Origin of the sequence: Roseateles albus (genome assembly GCF_028595345.1) — a bacterium.
Classification (GTDB): domain Bacteria; phylum Pseudomonadota; class Gammaproteobacteria; order Burkholderiales; family Burkholderiaceae_C; genus Paucibacter_A; species Paucibacter_A albus.
On record NZ_JAQQXT010000001.1, the window covers coordinates 257,870 to 282,464 of the forward strand.

General features: G+C 62.9%; 19 protein-coding genes. 5 read left to right on the forward strand and 14 right to left on the reverse strand.

Annotated features, from left to right (window positions below):
- Positions 1 to 30: 30 nt before the first annotated feature.
- Entirely contained in the window at positions 31 to 804 is a 774-nt protein-coding gene (locus PRZ03_RS01075; RefSeq protein WP_273598623.1) for a helical backbone metal receptor, read from the reverse strand.
- Positions 801 to 1,721 (reverse strand): hypothetical protein, encoded by a 921-nt coding sequence (locus tag PRZ03_RS01080; RefSeq protein ID WP_273598624.1) that lies wholly within the window; start codon positions 1,719 to 1,721, stop codon positions 801 to 803. Before PRZ03_RS01080 ends, PRZ03_RS01075 begins: the two co-directional genes overlap by 4 nt.
- A gap of 255 nt (positions 1,722 to 1,976) precedes the next feature.
- Between PRZ03_RS01080 and PRZ03_RS01085 the strand changes: the two genes are divergently transcribed.
- Positions 1,977 to 2,486: an RNA recognition motif domain-containing protein gene (locus PRZ03_RS01085; protein ID WP_273598625.1), complete on the forward strand. Its 510-nt coding sequence runs from the start codon at positions 1,977 to 1,979 to the stop codon at positions 2,484 to 2,486.
- Between the two features lie 86 nt (positions 2,487 to 2,572).
- On the opposite strand, the gene PRZ03_RS01090 is transcribed toward PRZ03_RS01085, so the two are convergent.
- The 5 genes from PRZ03_RS01090 to PRZ03_RS01110 all read right to left on the reverse strand — a co-directional run bounded on the left by PRZ03_RS01090 (position 2,573) and on the right by PRZ03_RS01110 (position 8,197).
- Complete coding sequence (locus PRZ03_RS01090) at positions 2,573 to 4,888, reverse strand: carbohydrate binding family 9 domain-containing protein (protein WP_273598626.1); 2,316 nt, start codon at positions 4,886 to 4,888, stop codon at positions 2,573 to 2,575.
- A 216-nt stretch (positions 4,889 to 5,104) separates the two neighbouring features.
- Positions 5,105 to 5,878, reverse strand: a complete 774-nt coding sequence (locus PRZ03_RS01095; RefSeq protein WP_273598627.1) for an SDR family oxidoreductase — start codon at positions 5,876 to 5,878, stop codon at positions 5,105 to 5,107.
- Positions 5,875 to 6,603 carry an LPS export ABC transporter periplasmic protein LptC gene (gene lptC / locus PRZ03_RS01100; RefSeq protein WP_273598628.1) on the reverse strand — a complete coding sequence of 243 codons (729 nt, stop codon included), beginning with the start codon at positions 6,601 to 6,603 and terminating at the stop codon, positions 5,875 to 5,877. The genes PRZ03_RS01095 and lptC overlap by 4 nt, the downstream gene beginning before the upstream one ends.
- Before the next feature lie 20 nt (positions 6,604 to 6,623).
- Positions 6,624 to 7,208 carry a KdsC family phosphatase gene (locus PRZ03_RS01105; RefSeq protein WP_273598629.1) on the reverse strand — a complete coding sequence of 195 codons (585 nt, stop codon included), beginning with the start codon at positions 7,206 to 7,208 and terminating at the stop codon, positions 6,624 to 6,626.
- The gene (locus tag PRZ03_RS01110; RefSeq protein ID WP_273598630.1) at positions 7,208 to 8,197 is read right to left on the reverse strand and encodes a KpsF/GutQ family sugar-phosphate isomerase; all 990 of its coding nucleotides are present in this window, start codon (positions 8,195 to 8,197) and stop codon (positions 7,208 to 7,210) included. The genes PRZ03_RS01105 and PRZ03_RS01110 overlap by 1 nt, the downstream gene beginning before the upstream one ends.
- 84 nt (positions 8,198 to 8,281) lie before the next feature.
- On the opposite strand from PRZ03_RS01110, the gene PRZ03_RS01115 reads away from it, so the two are divergent.
- Positions 8,282 to 9,052: a spermine/spermidine synthase domain-containing protein gene (locus PRZ03_RS01115; RefSeq protein WP_273598631.1), complete on the forward strand. Its 771-nt coding sequence runs from the start codon at positions 8,282 to 8,284 to the stop codon at positions 9,050 to 9,052.
- Here PRZ03_RS01115 and PRZ03_RS01120 read toward each other — a convergent pair.
- Entirely contained in the window at positions 9,037 to 9,561 is a 525-nt protein-coding gene (locus tag PRZ03_RS01120; RefSeq protein WP_273598632.1) for an ABC transporter ATP-binding protein, read from the reverse strand. The genes PRZ03_RS01115 and PRZ03_RS01120 overlap by 16 nt on opposite strands.
- Between PRZ03_RS01120 and PRZ03_RS01125 the strand changes: the two genes are divergently transcribed.
- The gene (locus PRZ03_RS01125) at positions 9,560 to 10,522 is read left to right on the forward strand and encodes an alpha/beta hydrolase (RefSeq protein ID WP_273598633.1); all 963 of its coding nucleotides are present in this window, start codon (positions 9,560 to 9,562) and stop codon (positions 10,520 to 10,522) included. The genes PRZ03_RS01120 and PRZ03_RS01125 overlap by 2 nt on opposite strands.
- Positions 10,523 to 10,532: 10 nt before the next feature.
- Positions 10,533 to 11,078 carry an urease accessory protein UreE gene (locus tag PRZ03_RS01130; RefSeq protein WP_273598634.1) on the forward strand — a complete coding sequence of 182 codons (546 nt, stop codon included), beginning with the start codon at positions 10,533 to 10,535 and terminating at the stop codon, positions 11,076 to 11,078.
- 6 nt (positions 11,079 to 11,084) lie between these two features.
- Here PRZ03_RS01130 and PRZ03_RS01135 read toward each other — a convergent pair whose 3' ends face one another.
- Both PRZ03_RS01135 and glpD read right to left on the reverse strand, forming a co-directional pair.
- Complete coding sequence (locus PRZ03_RS01135) at positions 11,085 to 13,154, reverse strand: TonB-dependent receptor plug domain-containing protein (protein ID WP_273598635.1); 2,070 nt, start codon at positions 13,152 to 13,154, stop codon at positions 11,085 to 11,087.
- A gap of 166 nt (positions 13,155 to 13,320) precedes the next feature.
- On the reverse strand, positions 13,321 to 14,862 hold the full coding sequence (gene glpD, locus PRZ03_RS01140; RefSeq protein WP_273598636.1) for a glycerol-3-phosphate dehydrogenase: 1,542 nt from the start codon (positions 14,860 to 14,862) through the stop codon (positions 13,321 to 13,323).
- A gap of 23 nt (positions 14,863 to 14,885) precedes the next feature.
- On the opposite strand from glpD, the gene glpK reads away from it, so the two are divergent.
- Positions 14,886 to 16,379, forward strand: coding sequence for a glycerol kinase GlpK (glpK, locus tag PRZ03_RS01145; protein ID WP_273598637.1), 1,494 nt, complete (start codon positions 14,886 to 14,888; stop codon positions 16,377 to 16,379).
- A 67-nt stretch (positions 16,380 to 16,446) separates the two neighbouring features.
- Here the strand turns inward: glpK and PRZ03_RS01150 are convergent, their stop codons facing one another.
- The 4 genes from PRZ03_RS01150 to PRZ03_RS01165 form a co-directional block, all read right to left on the reverse strand.
- On the reverse strand, positions 16,447 to 19,185 hold the full coding sequence (locus tag PRZ03_RS01150; protein WP_273598638.1) for a TonB-dependent receptor: 2,739 nt from the start codon (positions 19,183 to 19,185) through the stop codon (positions 16,447 to 16,449).
- A gap of 253 nt (positions 19,186 to 19,438) precedes the next feature.
- Positions 19,439 to 22,651, reverse strand: a complete 3,213-nt coding sequence (locus PRZ03_RS01155; RefSeq protein WP_273598639.1) for an ATP-binding protein — start codon at positions 22,649 to 22,651, stop codon at positions 19,439 to 19,441.
- Positions 22,652 to 22,677: 26 nt separating this feature from the next.
- Positions 22,678 to 23,832, reverse strand: coding sequence for a response regulator (locus PRZ03_RS01160; RefSeq protein ID WP_263535033.1), 1,155 nt, complete (start codon positions 23,830 to 23,832; stop codon positions 22,678 to 22,680).
- 173 nt (positions 23,833 to 24,005) lie between these two features.
- Complete coding sequence (locus tag PRZ03_RS01165) at positions 24,006 to 24,587, reverse strand: TMEM165/GDT1 family protein (protein ID WP_273598640.1); 582 nt, start codon at positions 24,585 to 24,587, stop codon at positions 24,006 to 24,008.
- Between the last annotated feature and the right edge of the window lie 8 nt (positions 24,588 to 24,595).

The following is a 24,595-nucleotide window of genomic DNA, read 5'->3' on the forward strand; positions in this document are numbered from 1 at the left end:
GGCAGGACCGCTGCCCTAAGCAAGGGGTTGTTACTGAGTCGCCAAATCGCGCAAATAGTCCAGCCCCTGTGCGGCGCGCGGGCCATACCAGCTGAGCAGCTCGCCATCAATCAGCTGCACCTTGGCTTGCGGGCACAAGGCCTGAGCCAAGGCCAGGTGGCCGGCATCGAAGCGATAGGGCTCGGAGCTGAGCAGCACGCGGTCGATTTGCGCCAGCCAGACCTCATCCCCCTGCAAGGCGGGGTAACGCGGCGCGCCGGACTCGCCGCCTTGTACCGCCGGCCAGCTTTGCCAGCCGACTTCGGCCAACATGCGGGCGATATAGGTGTCACGCGCGACCGTCATCCAAGGCTCGCGCCAGATCAGGTAGAGCACGCGCTGCAGTGGCCAGCTTTGATGGCGGCAACGCTGCAATGCCAGATTCAGCTCGGCAGCCAGCATCGCGCAGCGCTCCTTGACGCCCTGCACGCTGCCGAAGTGCTCTTGCATTTGCGCCAACAGGCTCAGGTTGTCCACCGGCGCTTGCGGATGCGTGACCACGATATGCGGTACAAACTCGCGCAAGGCTTCGACTAACTCCAGGCGGTTTTCGTCGACATTGACGATCACATGGCTGGGCGCCAATTGGCGCAGCTTGGTCAGGTTGACATCCTTGGTGCCGCCGACCTTGGCTACGTCAGCCAAGGCGGCCTGCGGGTGAATGCAAAAGCCGGTGCGCGCGACCAGGTAGGGGCGCAGACCCAGTTCCACCAGCAACTCGGTGATGCTGGGCACCAGGCTGGCGATGCGCAAAGTCCTCGTCATAGTGCTGCGTCGTCTGCCGGTGCGTCTTGCAAGGCCAAGAAGACTGCGCAGCAGCCGCGCAGATAGACCAAGGTGGGCAAGACCAGCGCGATGGCAAATACAACACCGCCGCCGATCAAGGTCGCCATGCCCAGCGGCGTGGCAGCGACCGGCGCACCGGTGGCGCCCAGGCTGCGCAGGCCGTAGCCAAACAGGCCTGCCATCAATTGTTGGGCCGGCACATCAATGCCGATCAGCCAGACCATCAAAAACGCCAAGGCCCGGCCACCGCTGACGACGACAAAGCTGACTGCCGCGCTGACCAGGCCAGTGGTCAAGAGCACGGCCATCATCAAGGCGCCTGCCTCCAGCGCGCCGTGGCGCAATTGCTTCAGCAAAAGACGGGCGGTGCCGAGCGCGCTGCGGCCGCTCCACATCGACGGCCCCGTCAAGGGGCCGACAATGACAGCACCGCTGAAGGCCATCACGCCCAGCAAGGCCACACCCAGCGGCACCATGAGCGCAAACAAGGGTGTGCCTATCCATGGCAGCTTGACGGCCCAGAGCAGCGCCACCAGGGCGCCCAGCGCCAGCGCCATCAAGGAAAGCATCATCAACAGGCTCAGCAGCACCTTGGGGGCGACGCGCAGCGCATCATGAAAAGCGTCCACAACATCGCGCACCGGCCGGCCGCGCGCCTGATCCATCAAGAGCAGGCCGGTGGTGTTGACGCCCAAAAATGCCGTCACCAAACCCAGGCCCGCCCAAATCACGCCCCAGGTGGTGTCGGTCTTGGCCAGCGCCGATTCGGCCGAGGCCAACATCAAACCGGCCAGACAAAACGCACTCAACAAGGCATAGAGCGCGCGGCCATTGCGCGGCGCGTCGATGCTGGCGAGCACCCGGTTCAAGGCATGGAGCGAGAGTTTTTGGGTCATGGCGGTCATCATATCCAGCGAGTTATCGGCCTCTGTTGTCGCCTCGGCGCGCCCCTTAGTCCGCCATTCGCACGGCAAAGAGGCTAGGGTTTTTTCTATCAGCTAAAAAACAACAATTACCCTGCTGAGGGTGTGCGTAGCTAGACCCTTCGCCCATAATCATTTACCTGTGTATGGAAGCCGCACCTTCGCTTGAATGGTTCAGGATGGGTTGAAGCTCCGCATGGTTTTTTTGGTATTTGAAAGGGCTTCCCCATGGGAAACAAGCTTTACGTTGGCAATCTTGCCTACAGCGTGCGCGACGAGACACTGCAAGAGGCATTCTCGCAATTTGGTCAAGTGACATCTGCAAAAGTCATGATGGACCGTGACACTGGCCGTTCCAAGGGCTTCGGCTTTGTGGAAATGGGCTCTGATGCCGAGGCGCAAACCGCCATCAACGGCATGAACGGTCAAGACATCGACGGCCGTGCCATCGTTGTCAACGAGGCACGTCCTCGTGAAGAGCGTCCAGGCGGCTTCGGCGGCGGTGGCCGTTCCGGTGGCGGCGGCTTCGGTGGCGGCGGTGGCCGTTCCGGTGGCGGCGGTTACGGTGGCGGCGGCGGTGGCGGCGGCTACGGTGGTGGCGGCGGCTACGGCGGCGGCGCTGGTGGCGGCGGTGGCCGTTCCGGTGGCGGCGGCTACGGCGGTGGCGGCGGTGGCCGTTCCGGCGGTGGCGGCGGCTACGGCGGCGGCGGTGGCCGTTCGGGTGGCGGCGGCTATTAATTAGCCCTGTAACTCGGCAATCGAAAAGGCGCCCTAGGGCGCCTTTTTCTATGGCGTTATGGCGTTATGGCAATTTGTTCCTGCGATCAGGGCTGGAAGCCGAAGGTCGCCTTCGCGAACAGCTCGGTATGGCGCTCTTGCGCGGGCCTGTCATGGGCCGAGACCAGACCCAGGCTCAGTACCCGGGATAAGCCCATGCGGTGCTGGTAGACCAGCGACAAATGGCGCGAGCGCTCATCCGAGCCCAGCAAACCGGTCTCGGGCGCGCGTTGATAGCGGGTCTGCTGCGCAATCGCACGCAGAGAATCAAAAGCACTCAAATGCAACACCGCCAAGGTCTGGGCGTTGTTCTCCGTGAAGCTGCGCTGACCTAATGGGTTACGCACATGGCTTTGGCCGAGTTGTTGTTCGAGTTCCAGCCAAGCGCCCCAAGGCAGGGGGCTGCGCAACTTGGCCTGCAGCATCAGGCTGAGGCCGCGCCCCAAGCGATCGGCCTCGACGTCAAGTTGGCGGCCCCAGCTGAGGTCCGCGCCTAGCAAGGTCAGCCAGGAAGTCGGGTTCGACTCAAAGCCCAGATTCAATGTGCGCGGCGCATGCAAGGTGCCGCCGGCACGTGCGCGCTGCTGATCCAGCCCCAGGTGCCCCCATACCCCGGTATTACGTGCTGCGGCCAACCAGAAGCCCGGCTGCACTTGGCGCTCAATCACTTCGCCGGCCTTGATGCTGCGTTGCGCGTCATCCAGCGTTTGCGACTGCATCAGCTTGAGTTGCAGCTCTAACTCATGCGCCTCAAATGCGGCCCAATCGCCCAGCGCCGGCAAGGCCAAGGTCTGCTCGGGCAGGCGGCGGTTCAGATGCGCGGTGACGCGACGAAAGCCGGTTTGGCTGACAAAGCCGTTGTCATTAGCAAAGCGTGGGCTGCTTTGCTCGTACTGCGCGCTGTTGTTCCAGTCCGAGTTACGCCGGCGCCATTCGGTCCATAGCTTGTGCCCGCTTTCCGACTTGATGCGCGTCAGTTGCCCGTTAGCATCAAAGCCTGCGCTGGTGCTGGAGGCCAAGAGATGGCCCCGCAGCAGGTCAGTGTCGCCGACCGGCGCGGAAAAGTCGCTGCCCAGTACCGCATTGCTGGCACCTTGGCCGTAGTCCCGCTGCGAAGCCAAGAGACCCAGGCTCAGGGTTTGAGCGCCGGCCGTGAGCTGCAGCCTTGTGCGGGCAAAGCTGGCGCGCGAGGCGAGGCTTTGCGCGTAGCTCTGCGTGCCATAGGCGTTGGCCCGGCGGATCTCCCCGCCGCCGGCATCTTGCAGGCTCAGCAGTGTTGCTTCGGCCATGGCGCCGCGCCAGGTGGCGCGCAAGCCCCAGTTCGGGTCGCTGATTGCGCGCGAGTAAAAGGCCGCTAAGCTTTGCTGCGCGTGATCGCCTTCGGACTGGCTTTGGCCGACCACATCGGTGCTCTCCAGAAAAAAGCTGCGTTTTTCTTGCACGCTCAGCGCAAAGCGGGTGTTGCCGGCCAGCTGCGGGGTGTCCAGTTCGACCTGCGAGAAGTCGGGGTTCAGGGTCGCATCAATCACCCAATCTGCCCTGGGGCGCCATTTCAGCTCGGCGCCCAGCGACAAGCTGCCATGATCGTGGCGGCCGCTGGTGTCGGACGCGCGTTCCCGGCGCGCCGTCAACTCGGGGCGAATGTTCAAAAAGCTGCGCTCCCGTACTTCTTCGACCAAATCACCCAACCCGCCCAGCGGCTGCAGCTCTGCAATGAAGCTGAGGGAGTCCTTGCTCAAGGGCGCGCTCACGTCCAGGCGGCTGCTCTCGCGCGGAGTGCTGCGCGTCACCATCAGCAACCAGGGTGCGCCGTCGGCATAGGGGAAGCGCAAGGCGGCGAGTGGCCAGCGCAACTCAACGCTATAGCCGTCGGGCAGCAACTGGACGGCTGCTTGCAGATCGAAGTCGGGCGCGAAGTCTTCGGCGTCGTCGTCGGCGCTGAAAAGCCCGTCGGCGATCACGCCCGCAGCGCTGACGCGGGCGAACTGGGCCGAGCGGCGTTGGCCCACCGGGTCCAGCACGACAGATACAAAGTCTTGATCGCGCTTGACCTTGTCGCGCCTTGAGAGGGGTGCGCGAATCAGTTCGGGTGCCGGGTCATAGGCTCTGATGCCAAAAACAAGCGCATCGTCGCTCAGCAATACCTGTACGGTGGTGCGCCAGCGGGCGGGTTGTTTGTCTTGCGGCAGGAACTGCACAAACTGGTCGAACAAGGGCGCGCGCTGCCAAGCGGCTTCGTCGAGACGGCCGTCGATCTGGGTGACGGGCTCAGCCGCTGTCAAACGCAGGGCCGCAATCCCGCCGGAGGCTTGCGCAGACAAGCCGAGGGCGGCCAGGGCCACGCCAAGGATGAAATTTTTCATGATGAGACAAGACGGGTTCAACACAGGTGCTGCGAATTGCGCGGCACCGTCGTCAGTTGCGGGCGGGCTAGGCGTGCGTCAGCAGATGCACGAGCCGGGCCGGGTCACTAACAGGGGTGTAGAACTTTCAACATGATGCATCCTTGCTCGCACGCGGCTTGCAGCGTGCTTGTCGGGGCGCAGTGTAAGGGCTTTTGGCGCCGAGGCCTTAGAACTTTATTCGCCCTGCCTATGCTTGCGGGGCCGACCCGCCAGCAGCCGATCAAATACTGCATTAGGCAGCAGACGCAGAATCCGTGCCACCACGCCCATCTGCCAGGGAATGAAGCGCAGGCTAGCGCCTTCGCTGATGGCTTGAAATGCGCGCTCCGCGAAGTCTTGCGGCTGCATCAGGAAGGGCATGCTGTAGCGGTTCTCGCGGGTCAGCGGCGTGTCGATATAGCCCGGTGCAATCGTCACCACTTTGACGCCGTGAGGCCGGCATTCGCCGCGCAGGCTTTCGCAATAGCTGATCACCGCTGCCTTGCTGGAGCAATAGGCGGCATGGCCGGGCAGGCCGCGGATGCCGGCCACGCTGGCGATGCCGACCAGCGCCCCGCTGCGGCGTTGCAGCATCGGCGCGATGAAGGGCTGAAAGGTCGCGGCCAGGCCGATATTGTTGGTCGCATAGACGCGCCGCATCACCTCGATATCGTCAAGGATGGCGCTGTCGATGCCGACGCTGATGCCGGCGTTGGCGATCACCACGTCCGGCAAACCCTGGGCCGTGATGCAGGCCTGGCCCGCTCCGGTGATGGCGGCGATATCGCAAACATCGGCACCGTAGATCGCAAAACGGTCAGTGCTCAGTTCTTGCGCCTGCGCCCAAGCTTGCAACTCCGTCGTGCGCCGGGCCACCAGGGCCAAGCGCCAACCGGCACGGTAATACTGCAGCGCAAGCGCCTGGCCAATGCCGCTGGACGCACCGGTGATGTAGACCAAGCCCGTCATGGAGTTTTCGCCTTTTTGCCTGCCTTGCTGGAATCGGCCGCTTCAAAGCGGGCTTGCGTGCGGCCGCCAAAACTCAGGCGGCTGGTCAAATACTCGAACTCGAAACTCTGCGCCTTGATCTCCGCACCGGCATAGTTCAGCTGCACGGGCAGATGGGAGCGCAGAATTTCGGTGTTAGCAAAAGCCTGTAAAAATTCGCCGCGCACCTCTAGTTTGGGTCCGCTGGCCGATTTGTCCGCCGACACCGGATCGAAACGCTGCACATGCACGCCGCCGAGCAGCTGCACCTCGCTGCCATCGCTATTGCTGATGGCGCGATTCGCGGTCGCAAGCGTCAGACCGCCATTGCTGTCGAAGCTGCGCAGGCTGATGCCGTCAATCTCCAGCGTGTCGGTATCGGGGTAGTGACGCAGCTCTCGCCCCTCGATGCGCACGCGCATCAGTCCGTCGGGGCCGACTCTTTGCAGATCGAAATTCATCATCTGGTAATCCGGCTCGTGGCGAGGCGGCGGCAGCACATCCACGCCGTCCGGCGAGGGCGTGTTTTTGAGCAGCCACCAAGTGCCGCTGGCCAGCGCGGCCATCAGCAAGAGCGGCAAAAAATTGGCCAAAAAGGATTGCAAGCGCCACACCCAGGTCTTGGCCAAGCGCGGCCGGCTGGAAGCCAGCGGCGGTGCCAGGCGAGGCGCCGCAACAGGCGCCGATACAGGCGTCGATCCAGGCAAGAGGGGTGAGCCTCCCGGCATCAGCTCATGCCCCCATCCAGCGTGTCCAACTGACTGTTCAGCAATAGCTGGTAGCGCCCACAGGCTTGCAGCATCAAGTCACAGCACTCGCGCGCCGCGCCATGGCCGCCTGCGGCTTGAGTGACGTAATGCGCGACCGCCTTGACCTCGGCATGAGCTTGCGCCGGCGCGCAGGCAAAGCCGACCCGGGTCATGAGCGGCAGATCCGGCCAATCGTCGCCCATCGCCGCCACCTCGGCCCATTGCAAACCGAGTTGGTCGAGGATGGGCTGCGCCACCGCGTATTTGTCCTTGGCGCCATAAGCTGCATATTGCAGGCCCAGATCGGCGACGCGGCGACGCACGGCGGGGGAATCGCGCCCGGTGATGATGATGGGCGTGATGCCGGCCTGCGCCAGCAACTTCAGGCCATGGCCGTCCAGCGTCGAGAAAGCCTTGAAGCTCTCCCCCTGCTCTCCGATATAGATGCGGCCATCGGTCAGCACGCCGTCCACATCGAAGATCGCAGCCTTCAGACCTAAGCCCGTGCCTTGGGCCAAGAGCAAAAGCTCCGGGGCAAATTTCAAAGCCGCATTCAATATCATCAGATCACCTTTGCGCGCATCAAATCATTGATGGTGATGGCACCTTGCAAGCGCTGCTCGGCGTCGACCACCAAGACCACGGTGATGCGTGCGGCTTCCATCAGGTCGGCCGCATCGACCGCCAAGGCTTCCGCTGCGACCGTGCGTGGGTTCTTTGAGCAGACGTCGGCGGCGGTCAGGCCGCGCAAGTCCTGACCCTTTTCAACCAGGCGGCGCAGGTCCCCGTCGGTGAAGATGCCTTGTACCCGCGCGTCGGCGTCCACCATGATGGCCACACCCAAGGCCTTGGCCGACATCTCGCGCATCAGGTCGGTGAATTGCGTGCCGGCTGCTACGCGCGGCAAATCTGTGCCCACCCGCATCAGGTCGCGAACATGGGTCAGCAGCTTGCGGCCCAGCGCGCCGCCCGGGTGCGAGCGGGCGAAGTCCTCGGCCTTGAAGCCGCGTGCATCCAGCAAGGCCACCGCAAGCGCATCGCCCAAGGCCATTTGCGCGGTGGTGCTGGCGGTGGGGGCGAGGTTGAGTGGGCAGGCTTCCTCAGCGACGGCGCTGTCCAGCACGATGTTGGCGTGGCGCGCCAAGCTGGACTCGGCCTTGCCCGTCATCGCCACAATCGTCACGCCGAGCCGCTTGAGCACCGGCAAGACGACGTTCAACTCATCGCTCTCGCCCGAGTTCGACAGCGCCAGCACGACATCATGGGGTGCCACCATGCCGAGATCGCCGTGGCTGGCTTCGGCCGGGTGAACGAATAGCGCCGGTGTGCCGGTTGAAGCCAAGGTGGCGACGATCTTGCGCCCGACATGGCCGCTCTTGCCCATGCCCATCACGGCGACGCGGCCGCTGCAGTTCAGCATCGCTTGCACAGCCATTGCGAAGGCATCGCCCAAGCGCGGCGCCAAGTCTTGCAAGGCCCGAGATTCGATCAACAAGGCCTTGCGGGCGATGTCAACGGCGCGGGACGGGTCGAAAGGAGGGGCTTGCGTCATGGCTCGAAGTATATCGAGGGGGGCCCGCAAACAGCCTAAGCCCTGTGCCGCATCGGCATGCCGTCAATGCTTTACGCTAGCGCCATGCCAGATACGCCCGCCGATCATTGCCAACCCTTTGTGCTGGAGACGCCCGTGTCGACCAGCCTGCATTTTTCCTTCGCCTCGATCCAGAGTCGCATGGATGCGAGCCGGCCGGACGCGCTGGAGCTCGACTACACCGCCTTGATGATGGGTTTTCTGCTGTTTCTGCCGGCGCCTCAGCGCATCGGCATGGTGGGCCTGGGCGGTGGTTCCTTGGCGAAATTCTGCTTTCGCCATTTGCCGGCCAGCCGCATCGAGGTGGCCGAGATCAATCCGCATGTGATCGTGCTGCGTGAGCGCTTCCAGGTGCCGGCAGACGGCGAGCGCTTTCAGGTTCACTGCGCTGATGGCGCGCACTATGTGCAGCAAGTGCAGGGGCAACTGGATCTGTTGATGGTGGACGGTTTCGATCTGGGCGGCACGCCACCGGCCTTGTGCTCACAGCGGTTTTACGAGGATTGCTTTGACGCCTTGCAAGAGCAGGGCGTGCTGGTCCTCAATCTGCACAGCGGCCACATCGATTACGCCTTGCATCTGGCGCGCCTGCGACAGTGCTTTGGGCCTCAGTTGCTGCGGGTCGGGCTGGAGGCCAGCGGCAACTGCATTGTCCTGGCCTGCCGGGGTGCCGCAATGTCGCGCCTGCGCGGCTCGCTGTTGCGCCGCCCGCCGGGCTTCGACGAACAGGCTTGGGGCCAGCTACTGCCTGCGTTTGAGCAGGTGCGTGCGGCTTGGTTGAAATGGCAGGCCGATTCGGATCAGTGGAAATCGTAGGAGAACTGCAGCATCAGGCCGGAGTTGCCCAGCAGATTGACCTGCGCTGCCGTTTCCTTATTGAAGGCCCAACCGAGCGAGAACAGAGCGCCGGGCGAGTAACCGCGGTAGTTCAAGGGCACCTTGTGCTGGAATTGCCCCTTGTAGCCGTAAAGCAAACCGGCCGACCATTGCGCAAACAGCTGCGGCGTGTTGAAGAGGCCGGGGTAGCGCTTGCCAATATAGACATAGCCGCTGGGCTGGCCGAAGGAGTTGCTGAAATACGATCCACCCCAGAGCCAACCGCTATCGGCCTGACGTTCTGCGCCGATGGCCCAGACGTAACGGTGTTCTTCGCTGTAGTGGAAGTGATAGCTGTAGGGGGAAACCGCAAGGCGCCAATGTCCGGGAGCTGCGAGGTCATACATGCCATCATCGGCATGGGCGCCAAAGTGCGCGATCAGGGCGCCGGCGGCGATGACAAAATTGGCAACGAGCTTGGAGCAGGGTATTTTGGGCAGACGAATCATGGCGCGCATTCTCGCTGAAATAGATTTCATATGGCGCAGGCTCGGCGCGCCGCTGTTGGGGCTGGCACTGATGAGCAGCCTGAGCGGATGTGCCTGGTGGAGCGTCAAGGAGCGCGAATTGGCGCTACGTCCCTCGCCGGGCAGGCCCGCGGCCTATGCCGAGGACGGCGTCGGCTTGCGCGCCGGTGACCAGCGCTTGTTGCAGCCGGTGCTGTCCGAGGACGGCCGCTCGCAGCAACTGGCACTTTGGTGGTTGCCGCACCCCGACCTGGCTGCGCCGACACTGCTTTATCTGCATGGCACGCTGCGCAGTCTTTACGGCAATCTGCCCAAGATCGAAGCATTGCGGGACGCGGGCTTTGCCATTGTTGCGGTCGATTACCGGGGCTGGGGCGACAGCACGCCCATCATTCCGTCGGAGGCCAGCATCAATGCCGATGTGCGCATGGCCTGGGCGGAAATGCTTAAGCGGCAAGCGGATCCGAGCAAACGTGTGGTGTTTGGTCATTCGATGGGCGGGGCGGTGGCGGTGACGCTGGCCAGCTCCTTGCAGCAGGGCGCGGACTATGGTGCGCTGGTGCTGGAATCGACCTTCACCCGCTTGCCGGATGTGGCGGCCGAGGCCGGCACCCTGGGCAAGATCGGTGCGGCCATCACCCGCTTGGAGTTTGACTCCCTGGCCAAGATAGGGCGCGTCGACGCGCCGCTCCTGATGCTGCACGGCACGGCCGATACGACCGTGCCTGTCGTGCTGGGCAGGCGGCTGCGTGACGCGGCGCCCAAGGCCAGCAACTGCTGGATTGAATTCCCTGAGGGTTCGCACAGCCGGCTGCATAGCGAGTTCCCGCAGCAGTACCAGCAGGCGCTGCGGACCTTGATCCGCAGCATTCAGCTGGGCGCGCCTTGGCCCGACGAATGCCGTACAGTCTCGCCCCAGATCCTTGTCACGCCTCAACCTTAGAACCATCCCTATGCTGATCATCAATAAATTGCTTCCTCAAGGCGCCGGGCTGGCGCCGGTTTTGCTCAAGCGTGCCGGCGTGTTATCGCTGCCTTTTGCCGCTCGCCAACATCACGAAGCCAACTTGAGCGACGGCCAAGGCGCCGAGCTGGGTTTGCGCCTTCCCGTCGGCACGACCTTGCGCGATGGCGATGTGCTGGTGGCCGAAGATGGCTCGCTCCTGCGTGTCGAAGCGGCGCCAGAGGCCTTGCTGGAGGTGCGCGCGTCGGCCAAGCAAAGCCTGGCCGACTTGTTCCGGCTGACCCATCAACTGGGCGAAATGCATGTGCATATGGAGGCCGCCGACGACCATCTGCGCTTGCCGGGAGATCCGGAGTTAGCGCAGTGGCTGGAGCGCCAAGACTTTGCCTTGGCGCCGCTGGAGGCGCCGTTCGACCCGCTGCCCTTGCTCAGTCAGCTGCCCGAGGTGATCGCGCACCAGCATGGGCATTCACACGATCACGACCATGGCCATGCCGGGCATGTGCATGGCCCGGGCTGCAATCACGGCCATTGAGGCGGCTCAGAACTTGTAATCCAGCCCGACATTGGGCGTGATCCCGAGTTCGACATTGGCTCTGCGCTTTTTGTAGTCGGCCGTATAGGTGTAGCCCGAGATGTTCTTCTGCGCGTAGGCATTGAGCAGCTCGTAGTAGAAGCTCAAGGTCGGTGAGACGACTTGGTCGACGCGCAGATCCAGGCGGTGATAGTTGGGCAGGCGCTCGGAGTTCAGCTCGCCATAAATGGGCTTGACGCGCCCATCCGGATGAGTCCCGGTGCCGACCACCGGGGTGAATAAGTTGCCGCTGTGATAGCTCCACTTGGCGCCAAACTGCCATTTGTCCGAGTACTTGTAATTGCCCACCAGATTGACTACGACCGGCTGGTCATATTCGAACTTGAACTCATGGCCGGTCACGTCGTTCTGGCGGCGTGCCTTGGCCAGGCTGACCGAGAGCCAGCCCGACAGCTTGGCGTTGGCGAGGGCATCTTTCTTGATGAACAGCTCGACCCCGCTGGCGTCGCCGCTGCCGCCGTTGACGTAGTTCAGCTTGGGGTCGGCGATCACGAAGTTGTCGAACTTCTTCTGGTAGACCTCGGTCTTGACCGACCAGCCATCGGCCAAGGCCTGGCTGACGCCCAGCACCGAATGGGTGGCCTGCATATGGCCGAGCTTGGGGTTGCCGAAGTTCTGCAAGACCTGCAGGCCATCGGGGAACTGGTTATGTTTTCCCCAGCCCATATTGAAGGTGGTGTTCTTGAAGGCTCGCCATTCCAGGCCCAGGCGCGGCTCGGTGTAGTTGCGGTTCAAATAGCCATCGCGCGTGAAATGCAGGCCGGCGGTGGCGGCCAACTCCGGCGTGAGCTGCCAGCGGTCCTTGGCATAGAAAATCGCGTAATTGACCTTCAGCTCGTCTTTGAACTTTTTGCGCTCGGCACTGGTCAAGTCACAAGCCGGATCGAATTCGGTGCAGCGCGCGTCGAGCAGATCAAGGTCGAGCTTGTATTTCTGCGCGAACAAAATCGTGCCCAAGGCCACATCGTGGTCTTCGCCCAGGCGCAGGCGCAGCTGGTCGCGTACGAAGAAGTTATCGACCTTGACGTCGGCATCCGCTGCAGAGCCAAACTTGCCTTTGCTGTGCGAATCCATATGGCCGACGGCCAGCTTGTTGCTGACGCGCGCATTCAGTTTGTTGTCCCACACCACCGCCTGTGTGTTGCTGGACTCCTTGGACTTGGAGTCACCGGCCAGGGCCGGGTCCTGGATGGCCATATCGGTATCGGCCGGCACCGTGAATTTGATCTGGTCTTGCGCGCCGGTGGCGTGAAAGCTCAGCGTATTGCTCTCGTTGAGGCGCCAGCTGTACTTGCCCTGGTAGTCCTGAAACTTGGGCATGGTGTAGATCACACCGCTGTCTTTGTCGGTCTGCTTGCCGCGTATCAGCAGGTCGATATAGCTCTTTTTGGCGGCGAAGTAGAAGCTCTGGTTCTCGGTCACCGGGCCTTCGACCAAGACATCCGCCCCCAACGCACCGACGCGGATCTGCCCGCCCAGGCGGTCATTGCGCGGTTGGCGCAAGCTGATGTCGACGATGCCACCATGCACATCGTCGAACTCTGGCCCAAAGGCGCCGGTGTAGAGCTCAAACTGCTTGACCAGCTCCGGATGCACGGTACTCAAATAACCGCCTAAATGGTAGACATAGCCGACCGGCAGAAAGTCTATGTAGTAGGCGTTGTCGCCGGGGCGCGAGCCGCGAATGGCCGGCGCGGCATTGCTGTCGCTGGTGGCCACCACGCCGGGCAAGCTTTGCAATGCGCGCATGGGGTCGCCGCTGGTGCCGGCCACCCGGCCCAGCTCTTCGCCGCTCATGACCGTCTTGCTGACCGGCACCCGGTTGGATTGAACGATCACCGGCGCCAACTGCTCAGTCTCATCTTTCTTGGCACCTTCTTCGCTCGCGTGGGCCGAGCCTAAGGGGGCGAGGATGCTGCCCCAGATGGCCCAGATGGCCAGGGGCAGATATTGGCGGCGCGGCGCGGCGCGAAGGCCGGCCCTGTGCTGGTGTTGCGAACTGCTGCGGCTGTACATAGATTCCCTCAAGAACTCAAAAGTTGCCGCAGTCTGCCTGGGTTAGGGGTACTTTGGGCGCCAGGCGAGGGAGTGTCGAAAAACGCTACTCCGAGTAGCGTTTGATGGGCGCTAAGCGCTGTTTTTCGCTGGACGCCGGCTGCGCCGGCGGTGTTGCCGAACAGAACTAGATTGGGTTGTGCTTGAACCAGGCGGCCACCGCAGCCCGCTCGGCCTCGCTGTAATGCAGGCCCAGCTTGGAGCGGCGCCACAGCACATCGTCCGCGCTCATCGCCCATTCTTCGCGCTGTAGATAGCGCAGCTCTATCGCGTACAGGCCCGGCGCCAGCTCTTGCCCCAAGTCACTGAGGCGGGCCGCCGTGCCCAGCACACGGTTAAGCCTGGAGCCATAGGCCCGGGCCAAGCGCCGCGCCAGCTTGTGGCCGAGAAAGTCGTAACGTTGCTCGACGACGGCAACAAAGCGCTCAAAGTCGCTGTCCGGTCGAATAGGCGCGCCTATCCATTCGCGCAGATCGCCGCCGGGCAAATAGCTCTTTTCAGTCCAGGGCGCGCGTTTGTCTCCCAGCATCTGGCCGATCAAGTCGGCCGCATCCTCGGCCAGCTTACGAAAGGTGGTGATCTTTCCGCCCCAGACACTCAGCAGTGGCGCGGCTTCGGTATTCGTCTCCAGCAGATAGTCGCGCGTGACCGCCGAAGGGTCGCCCGAGGCATCATCCAGCAGCGGACGCACACCCGCATAACTCCACACCACATCGGACGGCGTCACTGGCCGCGTGAAGTAGCGGCTCGCTTGTTCACACAGATAGGCCGTTTCGTTGGCATCTATGCTGGCCTTGGCGAAGCCGTCCAGCGCGGTGGGTGCCAGCTCTACATCGGTGGTTCCGATCAGCGTGTAATCGCCTTCATAGGGGATGGCAAAGACGATGCGCTTGTCCGGGTTCTGAAAAATATAGGCATGGTCATGCTCGAAGCAGCGCTTGACGATGATGTGGCTGCCTTTGACCAGGCGTAGATGCTTGGTCGCCAAGGCCTCGCCCTGCGCCGGCTTGGCTACCTGGCGCAGAAAGCTCTCGGCCCAGGGGCCGGCGGCATTGACCAAGGCGCGGGCGCGCACCTGGCGCCCGCCCTCAGGCGTGGCAATCTGGGCGGTCCAGCCTTGCGCGTCGCGCTGCACCGAAGTAACCGGGCTGCGTGTCAGCAACTTCGCGCCTTTGTCGCGCGCATCCAGCGCATTCAGCAGCACCAGCCGCGCGTCATCGACCCAGCCATCCGAGTAGATGAAGCCGCGCTTGTACTGCGCCTTCAAGGGCTCGCCCAGCTTGGAGCTGCGCAGATTGACACCGCAAGAGCCGGGCAGCACCTCGCGGCGGGCCAGGTGGTCGTAGAGGAAGAGCCCGAGGCGCACCATCCAGGCCGGCCGCATGGCGGCGTCATGCGGCATCACAAAGCGCAGCGGCCAGATGATGTGCGGCGCACTCTTGAGCAAGACCTCACGTTCTTGCAGCGCCTTGCGCACCAGCGAGAACTCGTAATACTCCAGGTAGCGCAGGCCACCGTGAATCAGCTTGGTGCTGCTCGACGAGGTATGGGCGGCAAAGTCCGAGGCTTCGGCCAGCATGACCTTCCAGCCACGCCCGGCCAGGTCGCGTGCGATGCCGGCGCCGTTGATGCCGCCACCGACCACCAATACGTCAAAATGTTCTTCCATCGCCCTACTCTAAGGCAACATCGATGACTTATCTGCTCGCGCTCGACCAAGGTACCTCCAGTTCACGCGCCATCGTCTTTGACGGCAAGGGCCAGATCGTTGCGATGGCGCAGCGCGAGTTGCGGCAGATATTCCCGCAGCCGGGTCAGGTCGAGCACGACGCGATGGAAATTTGGCAGGGTCAGCTCGCCACTGCTCGCGAGGCGCTCGCCAAGGCTGGCCTGCGCGCCGCCGACATCAAGGCGCTGGGCATCACCAACCAACGTGAAACCACGGTGCTGTGGAACCGCAAAACCGGCCTGCCTATCCATCACGCCTTGGTCTGGCAAGACCGCCGCGCCGAGCCGACCTGCGCCGCGCTGCGCGAGCAAGGCCTGACCCCGCTGGTGCAGCGCAAGACCGGTTTGGTGATTGACGCCTATTTCTCAGCGAGCAAATTGAAATGGCTGCTTGATCATGTGCCGGGCGCGCGCGCCCAGGCCGAGCGCGGCGAACTGGCCTTTGGCACCATCGATTGTTGGTTGGTCTGGCAGCTGACGAATGGCGCGGTACACGCCACCGACGTCAGCAATGCCTCGCGCACCATGCTGTTCAATGTTCGCACAAACCGCTGGGATGAGGAGTTACTGGCAGCGCTGGATATCCCGCCCTCGGTGCTGCCCGAAGTGCATCCGTCTTCGCATCAGTTTGGCGTCGTGGCCGCCGAACATCTGGGCGGCGAGATCCTCATCGGCGGCATCGCTGGTGATCAGCAGGCGGCGCTATTTGGCCAGGCCTGCTTCAAGGCCGGTATGGCCAAGAACACCTATGGCACTGGCTGCTTCATGCTGATGCACAGCGGAGGGCAGTTCCAAACCTCGGCCAATGGTTTGATCACGACCAGCGCGGCGCAGATCGGCACTACACCGGAGTTCGCGCTAGAGGGTAGCGTCTTCATCGGTGGCGCGGTGGTGCAATGGCTGCGCGACGGCTTGCAGGCGATTAAAGGCAGTGGCGAGGTGCAGAGCTTGGCCGAGAGCGTGCCCGATGCCGGAGGCGTGATGTTTGTGCCTGCCTTCACCGGCCTGGGCGCACCCTATTGGAACGCTGCGGCACGCGGCGCCATCGTTGGCCTGACCAGGGGCTCGACGCTGGCTCATATTGCGCGTGCTGCGCTGGAAAGCATTGCCTTCCAGAGCGCGGCCCTGCTGCAGGCCATGAGCCTGGATGCGGTGGCGGGGGGCGGTGCTGCGGTGAGCGAGTTGCGCGTTGACGGTGGCGCCTGCGTCAACAACCTCTTGATGCAATTTCAAGCCGATTTGCTTGGTATTCCGGTCGTACGCCCGCGTGTGATCGAGACCACCGCATTGGGCGCCGCCTATCTGGCCGGGCTGAGCTGCGGTGTTTACCGGGACTTGAAGGAACTCGAGGGCCATTGGCAGGCCGAGCGGGTGTTCCGTCCGACCCTGCCACGCGAACGCGCTCAAGAATTGATGGCGAACTGGGAGCGCGCGGTCAGGCAGGCTTGCGCGACTTGAAGCGCAAACGCAAAAAAAGCCCCGGCGGAGCAATCCGCCGGGGCTTGGGGGTCAAGCTAAATACCGATTACTTGAACTGATAGGCCAGGCTGCCGTACCAGAAACGTCCACGTGGGTCGGTGAACGAAGCCGCGTAGCCCGCTGCGTGCGAACCATAGGACGAAGAGGCCGTGTAAGGCGGCTCGGAATCAAACACATTGCGAATGCCCAGACGAGCGGTCACGTTTTTGATGCCCTTGTAGGCCGCCGACATATTGAAGCGGTCGCTATTGCTGACACGGTGTGCTACTTCAACCCCCACATTGGCGCCCACCGAAGCAGCCGACTCGGTCCAGCCGCGGGTGTAGACGTTCTCCACCATGAAACTGAAGGCGCTGTACTGCCATTCGGCGCTCAGCGTGTGCTGCCAGCGCGGGACTGGAGCAATCGTGCTGTCGCCGCCGGTGCCGGCAAACTTGCCGGTTGCCCCGCCCGTGTACTTTTGCGCGTCGTAGTTGGCGACATAGGAGCCGGCAAGACCCAGGTTGATGCGACCGCTGCCTTCGCTCAAGGCGATACGGCCACGCACATCAACGTCGAAGCCCGACATCTTCAAGTCACCCAGATTGTCCACCGGGGTCTCAACAAACAAGATGAAGCCGGCTGCATTGCGTTTGACGCGGCTGCCGAATTTCTTCAGCAAATCGGGTGTCGTCAGCAAGGTGTCGGCGGCGATCACGCCGATGGTGTCCTTCTTGTTGATGTTCCAGTAGTCCAGCGTCAAAGATACTTCCTTGGCCGGCTCGAACACCAAACCGGCAGTGAACTGCTTGCTGGTTTCTGGCTTCAGGCTTGAGGAAGCGGAAGACTTGGTCGGCACCTGCGTATTGCAGCGTCCACCCAATTCGGCTGGATCCGGACAAGCTGGATCGGTCACCGAGTCGGCGGTGTTCGAGAACGACGGTGGCGAGTTGACGTCCCACAGCGTTGGCGCGCGGAAACCGGTGCCGTAAGCGGTACGCAGCATCAAGGCCTTGGTCGGCTGGAAGCGCAAGGAAGCGCGCGGGTTGAAGGTTGAGCCGAAGTCGCTGTAATGGTCATAACGGGCTGCCAGACCGGCTTCCCAACCCTTGGCAAACGGCATGTTCAACTCGGCAAACACAGCGGCCAAATCGCGCGATGCCGTGGTGTGGGGCACTGTGCCCTCGCCGCCGATATGCTTGCCGGCTGCGTATTCGGCGTTCAGCGGCTTGTCGTCAGCCTCTTCGCGGCGCACGTCAAATCCGGTGGCCAGGCCCATATTGCCGCCTGCCATTGCCATCAATTCCTTGCTGACCTTGAAGTCAAAGGCGGTGACGGTGCTCTTGGACTCACGCATCTTGCCTTCCATCGCGGCCGACTTCCACAGCGCGTCGCTGGCAGCGTCGCCTGGGCCGAAGGGGTTCAGGTTGCCGGTCGCCAGCGCCTTCAAGAAGCGGTCTTCGTTGATATAGCCCTTGTAGTCGAGCAGGCCCTTGGCTTGGGCATAGTTGAAGCCGGTGTCATAGTCCCAGCCGCCCAGCACGCCGCTGGAGCCAATCACAAAACGAGCTTGCGTGTTGGTGTTGTCGCTGATGCGGTTGCCGGCGGGGATGGCGCGCAGCGCGATGCCTTCCATGCCGGTTGCGGGCACGGTGTAGCCCAGCTTGGTCAAAATATCACGCGGGTAGTACTTGCTGGTGACCGGCATCAAGACCGGTTCAAACGCAAACTTCTCGGCGTTGAAGGGACCAAAGCCCTCGCGAATCGGCGTCGGGGCAACTCGGCCGATGCCGTGGTTGGAGGCGTAGGAGCCCTCAACAAAGAGCTGGTGATCCTTGCTCAGGTTGTAAGTCAGGCGACCGAAGGCGTCGTACTTGTCCTGATCGGGCATATTGTCCAGAGTGGCCGCGTAAATAAAGCGGCAGGTCCGGCGCTCTAGGCCGTTAGGCGATGGGCTGCGCACCACGACAAAGGAGGTTGGCTCTCCGCACTGGGTAAAGCGTGGATCGGGATACTCGGGGTAAGCGCCGGGCCCGATCAGGCCTTCGATATAGCCCGGGAAAGGTGCGCTCGACGATGGTGGATCCGAGCCTGGAATTTGCGTCACGCCGCGGTTGTAGAAGCCCTGGTCAATCGACTTGATGCGGCTGTTTTTCTGCACATTGCCGGTCAGCAAAATGTTGAAACCATCGCTGGCCATATCGCCAAAACCGACCGCCACGGTGGCACCCTTTTCGGTGCCGCCGATGCCAGCTTCGGTATTGCCGTAGCGCACCGACACTTCGCCATTGCGATAGTCCTTGCGGGTGATGAAGTTGATCACGCCGGCGACCGCGTCGCTACCGTACACGGCCGATGCGCCATCGCGCAGAACTTCAATCCGCTCGATCGCGGCGAAGGGGATGCTGTTCAGGTCGACCGAGGCTGCGCCGCCGATATTGCCGAAGGGGTGATTGGCCAGACGCCGGCCGTTCAGCAGAACCAAGGTCGAATTCGGGCCCAGGCCGCGCAAATTGGCGTTCGAGGTGCCGTAGCCAGTACCTTGACCGGTGTCGGAGACCATTGCCGAATTGGCCGACACGCGGCGCAGCAGGTCTTCGGTATTGGTGGCGCCCGAGGCTTCGATTTGCGCGCGGGTGATCACGGTCACCGGCAGCGCGGTTTCGGCGTCCAGTCGCTTGATCGACGAGCCGGTCACCGAGACGCGTTCAAGGCTTTCCTGAGCCATCGCGGCTGAGCCGGTGATGGCCAATCCGCCTGCATATATCAATGCGAGGGCGGCGCTAAGTCGGGTTGTTTTTAACATCGAGCACTCCTGTTTATAGATGGTGTTAGTGCGTTGCCGATGGCCTCTGTGGGCCAAGCGGTGCTTGGGTCCGGACCGTAAAGTGCGGTGCGTGCATTCTTCAGCCGGCTCCAAGCACTGAGCACCGGTACAAACCCTTCGAGTTGCCTTTTCGCATCGAACTTGGATGAAGTCGGTGACTTTGGGCACTGCTCCCTAGGCCAGATTTCTGGCGGGCAGGCCGGCTCGAGCGTAGGCCGAGCTCTGGACGGAGTCAGTCTGACGCTTGGGTATAACGCCGATGCCAAGCGGCAATCACCTCGACGATGGCCACGAGTTCGGCGTTCATGTCCCTCAGCGCGGCCGGTATTTGGCCGGTGTCGCCTTGAGCGCCGCTCGCGGTTTCGAGGGCAGTGGCCCGTTCGGCCAAGCCGATCAGGCCCAAATTGCCGGCCAAACCTTTGAGCCGGTGCGCCGCACTGCACAGCGCCGGCAGGCCGGTGGCCTGGGCTTCTTCGAACAGGGTTTGGTGCTGCGCGTATTGCTTGGCAAAGGTGCCCAGCAGCTTGGCCAAGAGCTCCTGTCGACCGGCACAACGGGTCAGCGCGGCGGCAAAGTCGGTGCCTGCAAGCTCGGGCCATGGGGTGGCGCGACTGTTTGTCGGCGGGGGGGCAGCGATGGGCGCCGAAATTGGTGGCGTAATTGTGGCCGTAATTGGCGAATGCACTTGCGCATCATCAGCGGCGCGTCTGGGCAGGCCATCTGACTGCGCCAACAGCACCCGCAGCAACTCGGCCTGGTCGATCGGCTTGGTCACATGGGCGACCATGCCGGCGGCCAGGCAGCGCCGCCGCTCCTCGGGCAGGGCGTGCGCCGTCAGCGCCAGCACCTTGAGTTTGGGTGCTAGCTGGTGAATCAGTCGGGTTGCTTCATAGCCGTCCATGTCAGGCATCTGCACGTCCATCAGCACCAAATCAAAGCCGCCAGGGCCGACCTCCCGCAGATGCAGCAGCGCCTGCGCGCCACCGTCGGCGCTCACCACGTCGGCGCCCAAGGCGCTCAGCATGTCTTGCAAAATCTCACGATTGATGTCCACATCATCGGTGATCAAGAGACGCAAGCCGCGCAGCGGCATTGCTTTGCCGGCGTCAATCTCGGCGCGTGAGTCGGTGCTGGTGCTGAAACTGATGCTGGCGCCAGGGTCCGTAGGCCCGGGCCCTGACTCTGGTGTCGTCGTGGGCTCGGGCGCGGCTGCGGCCGGCTCGGGCTTGGCATGTACACAGGGCAGGTCCAGCGTGAAGCAAGATCCGACGCCCAACTCGCTGCTCACCGTGATGCTGCCGCCCATGGCCGTTGCCAGCTGGCTGCTGATGCTCAGACCTAGGCCGGTGCCACCGAATTTGCGCGTGGTGGAGGAATCAGCCTGCTCGAACGCGGTGAAGACGCGGGATTGCTGCTCGGGCGAGAGCCCAACGCCGGTGTCGGTGACGGCGAACAGCAAGCGCCCCTCGCCTTGCTCGACGCTCAGCACCACGCGGCCTTTGTCGGTGAACTTGATCGCGTTAGACAGCAAGTTGACAAGAATCTGGGTCGCCCGCAAGGTGTCCAGCATCACCCAGTCCTGGGTCGCCTTGTACTCGACGCGCAGGCGCAGGTTCTTGGCGTCGGCGCGCTCGGACACCAACTCCAGCACTTCTTTGACCAAATGGCTGAGATTGCAGGGCAGGTTCTCGATATCGAGCTTGCCGCTTTCGACCTTGGAGTAGTCCAGAATGTCGTTGATGACGCCGAGCAAATGCCGGCCCGAACGCACGATGCGCTCAAAGCCGCTGCGCGCCGCCACCGGGTCGGCGCTGCGCCCGATGCCCAGCTGGGCCAGACCCAGAACCGCGTTCAAGGGGGTGCGGATTTCGTGGCTCATATTGGCCAAGAAGTCACTCTTGGCCAGCGCCAGGCGCTCCGCCTCGTCTTTGGCCAGGCTGAGCTCGCGTTGCAGGCGTTTCAAGGAGCTGATCTCGGTGCCAAGATTGAGCACCGCGATCGGTCGCTCCTGCGCGTCCAGCAGCGGCACGGTGGTGATCAAGTAGTCATTGCCGCCGACCTTGGCCTCGCCCATCTGCCGCTCGACGGTCAAACTGCCTGCTCCGGCCATCAGGCGGGCGTCGGTGTCGGCGATCTCGGCGGCAATCGCGGCGGGGAAGATGTCGCGCGCTGTATTGCCCAAGACCGCTTGCCTTTGCATGCCAGTGGCGCGCTCGAAGCTGCGGTTGACGAGCGTGTAGCGGCCCTGCAGGTCGCGAATGCTGAGCGTGATGGGCAGCGCTTCGAGAATGCTTTGGATCAACAGCTTCTCGGTCACCAGTTCGGTCGTGCGCTCGCGCACCTCGTCTTCCAAGCGGGTGCGGCTGATGCGCAGCTCAGCCTCGGCGCGCACCCGGGCGGTGATGTCATGGCCGAAGACCACCACACAGGACTCTTCGCCCAGCAGCAGGCGCTCCATCTTGATGTCCCACCAGACCGGCGCGCCATCGAGCCGCTTGGACTGCCATTCGAAGTATTGAGCCCCCTCATCCACCGCGCGGCGCACGCGTTGCATCAGCCGGTCTTTGGAATAGGGCTCGCCGGGGCAAATCAGACTGAAGTCCAGTTCCAGCACTCTTGCGCAACCATAGGCCCGCAGCGTCTGCGCGTTAGCGAAGCGCAGCGCGCCGCTGTCGCCTTCGAGAATCTGTATGCAGGTGAGCGAGCTGTCGAGCAGGATGCGCAGGCGTTCCTCGCTGTCACGCAGGTCTTGCGCGGCCAGCTGTTGCGCGCGCACGGTCTCGGCCAGCAAGCGGCGTGAGCCTTCAAGGGAAGAGGTGACGTCCCAAAACAGGGCGCTGTAACGCGCCACCAACCAGCCCAGAATGATGCTGGTGGCGATGTAGACCACCGCGTGGCTGGCGGAGGAGGGCATCATGCCGGAAGGCTCGGCCGCAGCGCCCGTGATCCAGCCCTGTGCCTCGAGTTGCCAAAGGGCCAGGTAGCCGAGTACGGCCAAGGCCGTGGCCAATTTTGCGGAGCCGGTGCCGACCAACAGGCCCATGACAACCAGCAAGGCCATCACGCCGACCAAGCCCGGTGCTTGCAGTCCCAAACCCGACAGCGTGGCCGATCCGAACAAGACCAGCATCGTGGACCAGCTGAAAAACGCTGCCGCCGTGCGGATGCCGAACAGGCGCGCCAGGCCGAAGGCAACAAGCGACAGCGCCCAAATACTGCCGGCGGTACGCATATTGACCCAGCGCTCCGACCAGCTTTGGTCCGTCTGCAGGGCGCTGGCCAGCAGATGCAGCGTGGCGGCCGCCATCATCATCCCCAAAAGCGCATAGGCGCTGCGCGAGATCTGCTCGACTAACTTGCTGTTCAGATCACCCAGACTCCGAAAGCGTTGATCGACGGGCAGGCCGTCGGGCAATTCAACGGTTTCGTCAATTGGCCCGGCCATTGCCTGTGCCTCCTAGGCTTGCGGCCTCAACCGTGTTGATTCAGCTTGTGAATCACCCGGCCGAGAAACTGTTCGACTTCTTGGCTCTGGTCCAAGGAGCCCATCACCTTGGCGGCTTGCTTCTTGATGATGTTGCTCAGGAAGTTTTCTTGATCGTCGGTCAGGCCCAGCTTGACGAAGCTGAGTTCCACCTCTTCGGTCAGTTCCTCGAACGCGCGCTGAATCTCCATGCGCTGGGCTTGGCTGCGCGCGGAAATGTCGGTCAAGGCGCCGCGCGTCATGCTTACCAGATGGCGCACATCGGCCAAGTCGCGGCTGGCCAATTCGGTGTCGAGTGCCGCCACGCGCACGATCGCGCCTTCGACCAGCATCGCCACATTGTCGATTGCGCGCCCCATGCGCTCCGACTCGCTGCGTTCCATCGTGCTGTCGCCACGGTCCATGCGCAGATTGCGTACGAACAGCACCACCGAGCCATAGGCGAAACCGGTATGCGGGCCCAAGGGGCGAATCCGTTGGCCTTCCTTTTGACTGATCAAATGGTCGAGGATGGAGTTCTCCAAGGCGCTGCAGGGTCCGCGGCCGTTGCTGGCAAACAGCTCGGCCCGGCCTTGTATGCGCACGCAGCCTTCGAGGCCGTAGCGTTGCAGGGCCTCGAATATCGCCTGCGCCACGTCGGGATAAGAGGCGCAGGTGCCGAGCTGGCGCTGGAACTCCAGCACCACACCGGCCTCGCCCATCATGTCGGCGGTGGACAAGACCGCGTTCATGGTCTCCTCCAGTTGCCCGCTCAATTCACGCTGCTTGGCGCGGTTGCCCAGTACCAAGCCAATCTTGGCGATCAACTCACCCGCATCGAAGGGCTTGGGCAGATAGTCGGCACCGCCAGCTGCATAACCCTGCAGGCGCTCATCAATGCTGGTGCGGGCCGAATGAAAAATCACCGGGATCTCGGCGCTGTCCGGATTGGCCTTGAGCTGGCGGCAGGTTTCGTAGCCATCCAGCCCCGGCATGTCGACATCGAGCACGATCAAATCAAAGGTTTCGGCCGCACAACGGGCCAGCGCCTCGGCGCCACTGGTGACGCTGCTGATCTGGTAATCGTCCTCCAGCGTGGCTTCGAGCATTTGCAGGGTCAGTTCGTCATCGTCGACGAGCAGCACGCGTGAAGTCTCTGACATCTTTTAGTTCCCCTTGCCGACTGAACAATTCACTTAGCGAGTAGCCCGCGCTGGCGATGCAAGCTCTCAGGACATCGACCGCGGCGCGCAAAACTTGAGGGCTGCGCGCCGACGGGTTCAGAGGGATTGAAACAGCAATTGGCGCTGCCGCATAGCGATGATTGACAACAAACTCAGAAGCCCAGTCCTTGGCCCAGGCCGGCCAAGGTGGCCACGCCGATGGCGGCAAAGATCAGCGCGGCGACGCCGTGCACCAAGCGCACTGGGATGCGCCCGGCCATTTTGTCGCCCAGGAATACTGCCGGCACATTCGCGATCATCATGCCCAAGGTCGTGCCCGCGACCACGGCGATGAAGGCATTGAACTGAGCGGCCAGGGCCACCGTGGCGATCTGCGTTTTGTCGCCCATCTCGGCCATGAAAAAGGCCACCACGGTCGTGCCGAAGACACCCAGCTTGAGCTTGCCTCCGCCTTCGACCTCTTCGTCAATCTTGTCGGGAATCAGCGTCCAGACCGCCATCGCCAGAAAGCCCAGGCCCAAGACCCAGCGCATCGTCATGGGGCTGACCTGAGACGTGATCCAGGCGCCTAAAGCGCCGGCAAAGGCGTGGTTGGCAACGGTGGCGACCAAAATGCCCAGGCAGATCGGCAGCGGTTTTCGGAAGCGGGCGGCCAGCAAAAAGGCCAGCAACTGGGTCTTGTCACCGATTTCGGCCAGGGCGACAACGCCGGTGGAGATGAGAAATGCTTCCAAAGTGTTTC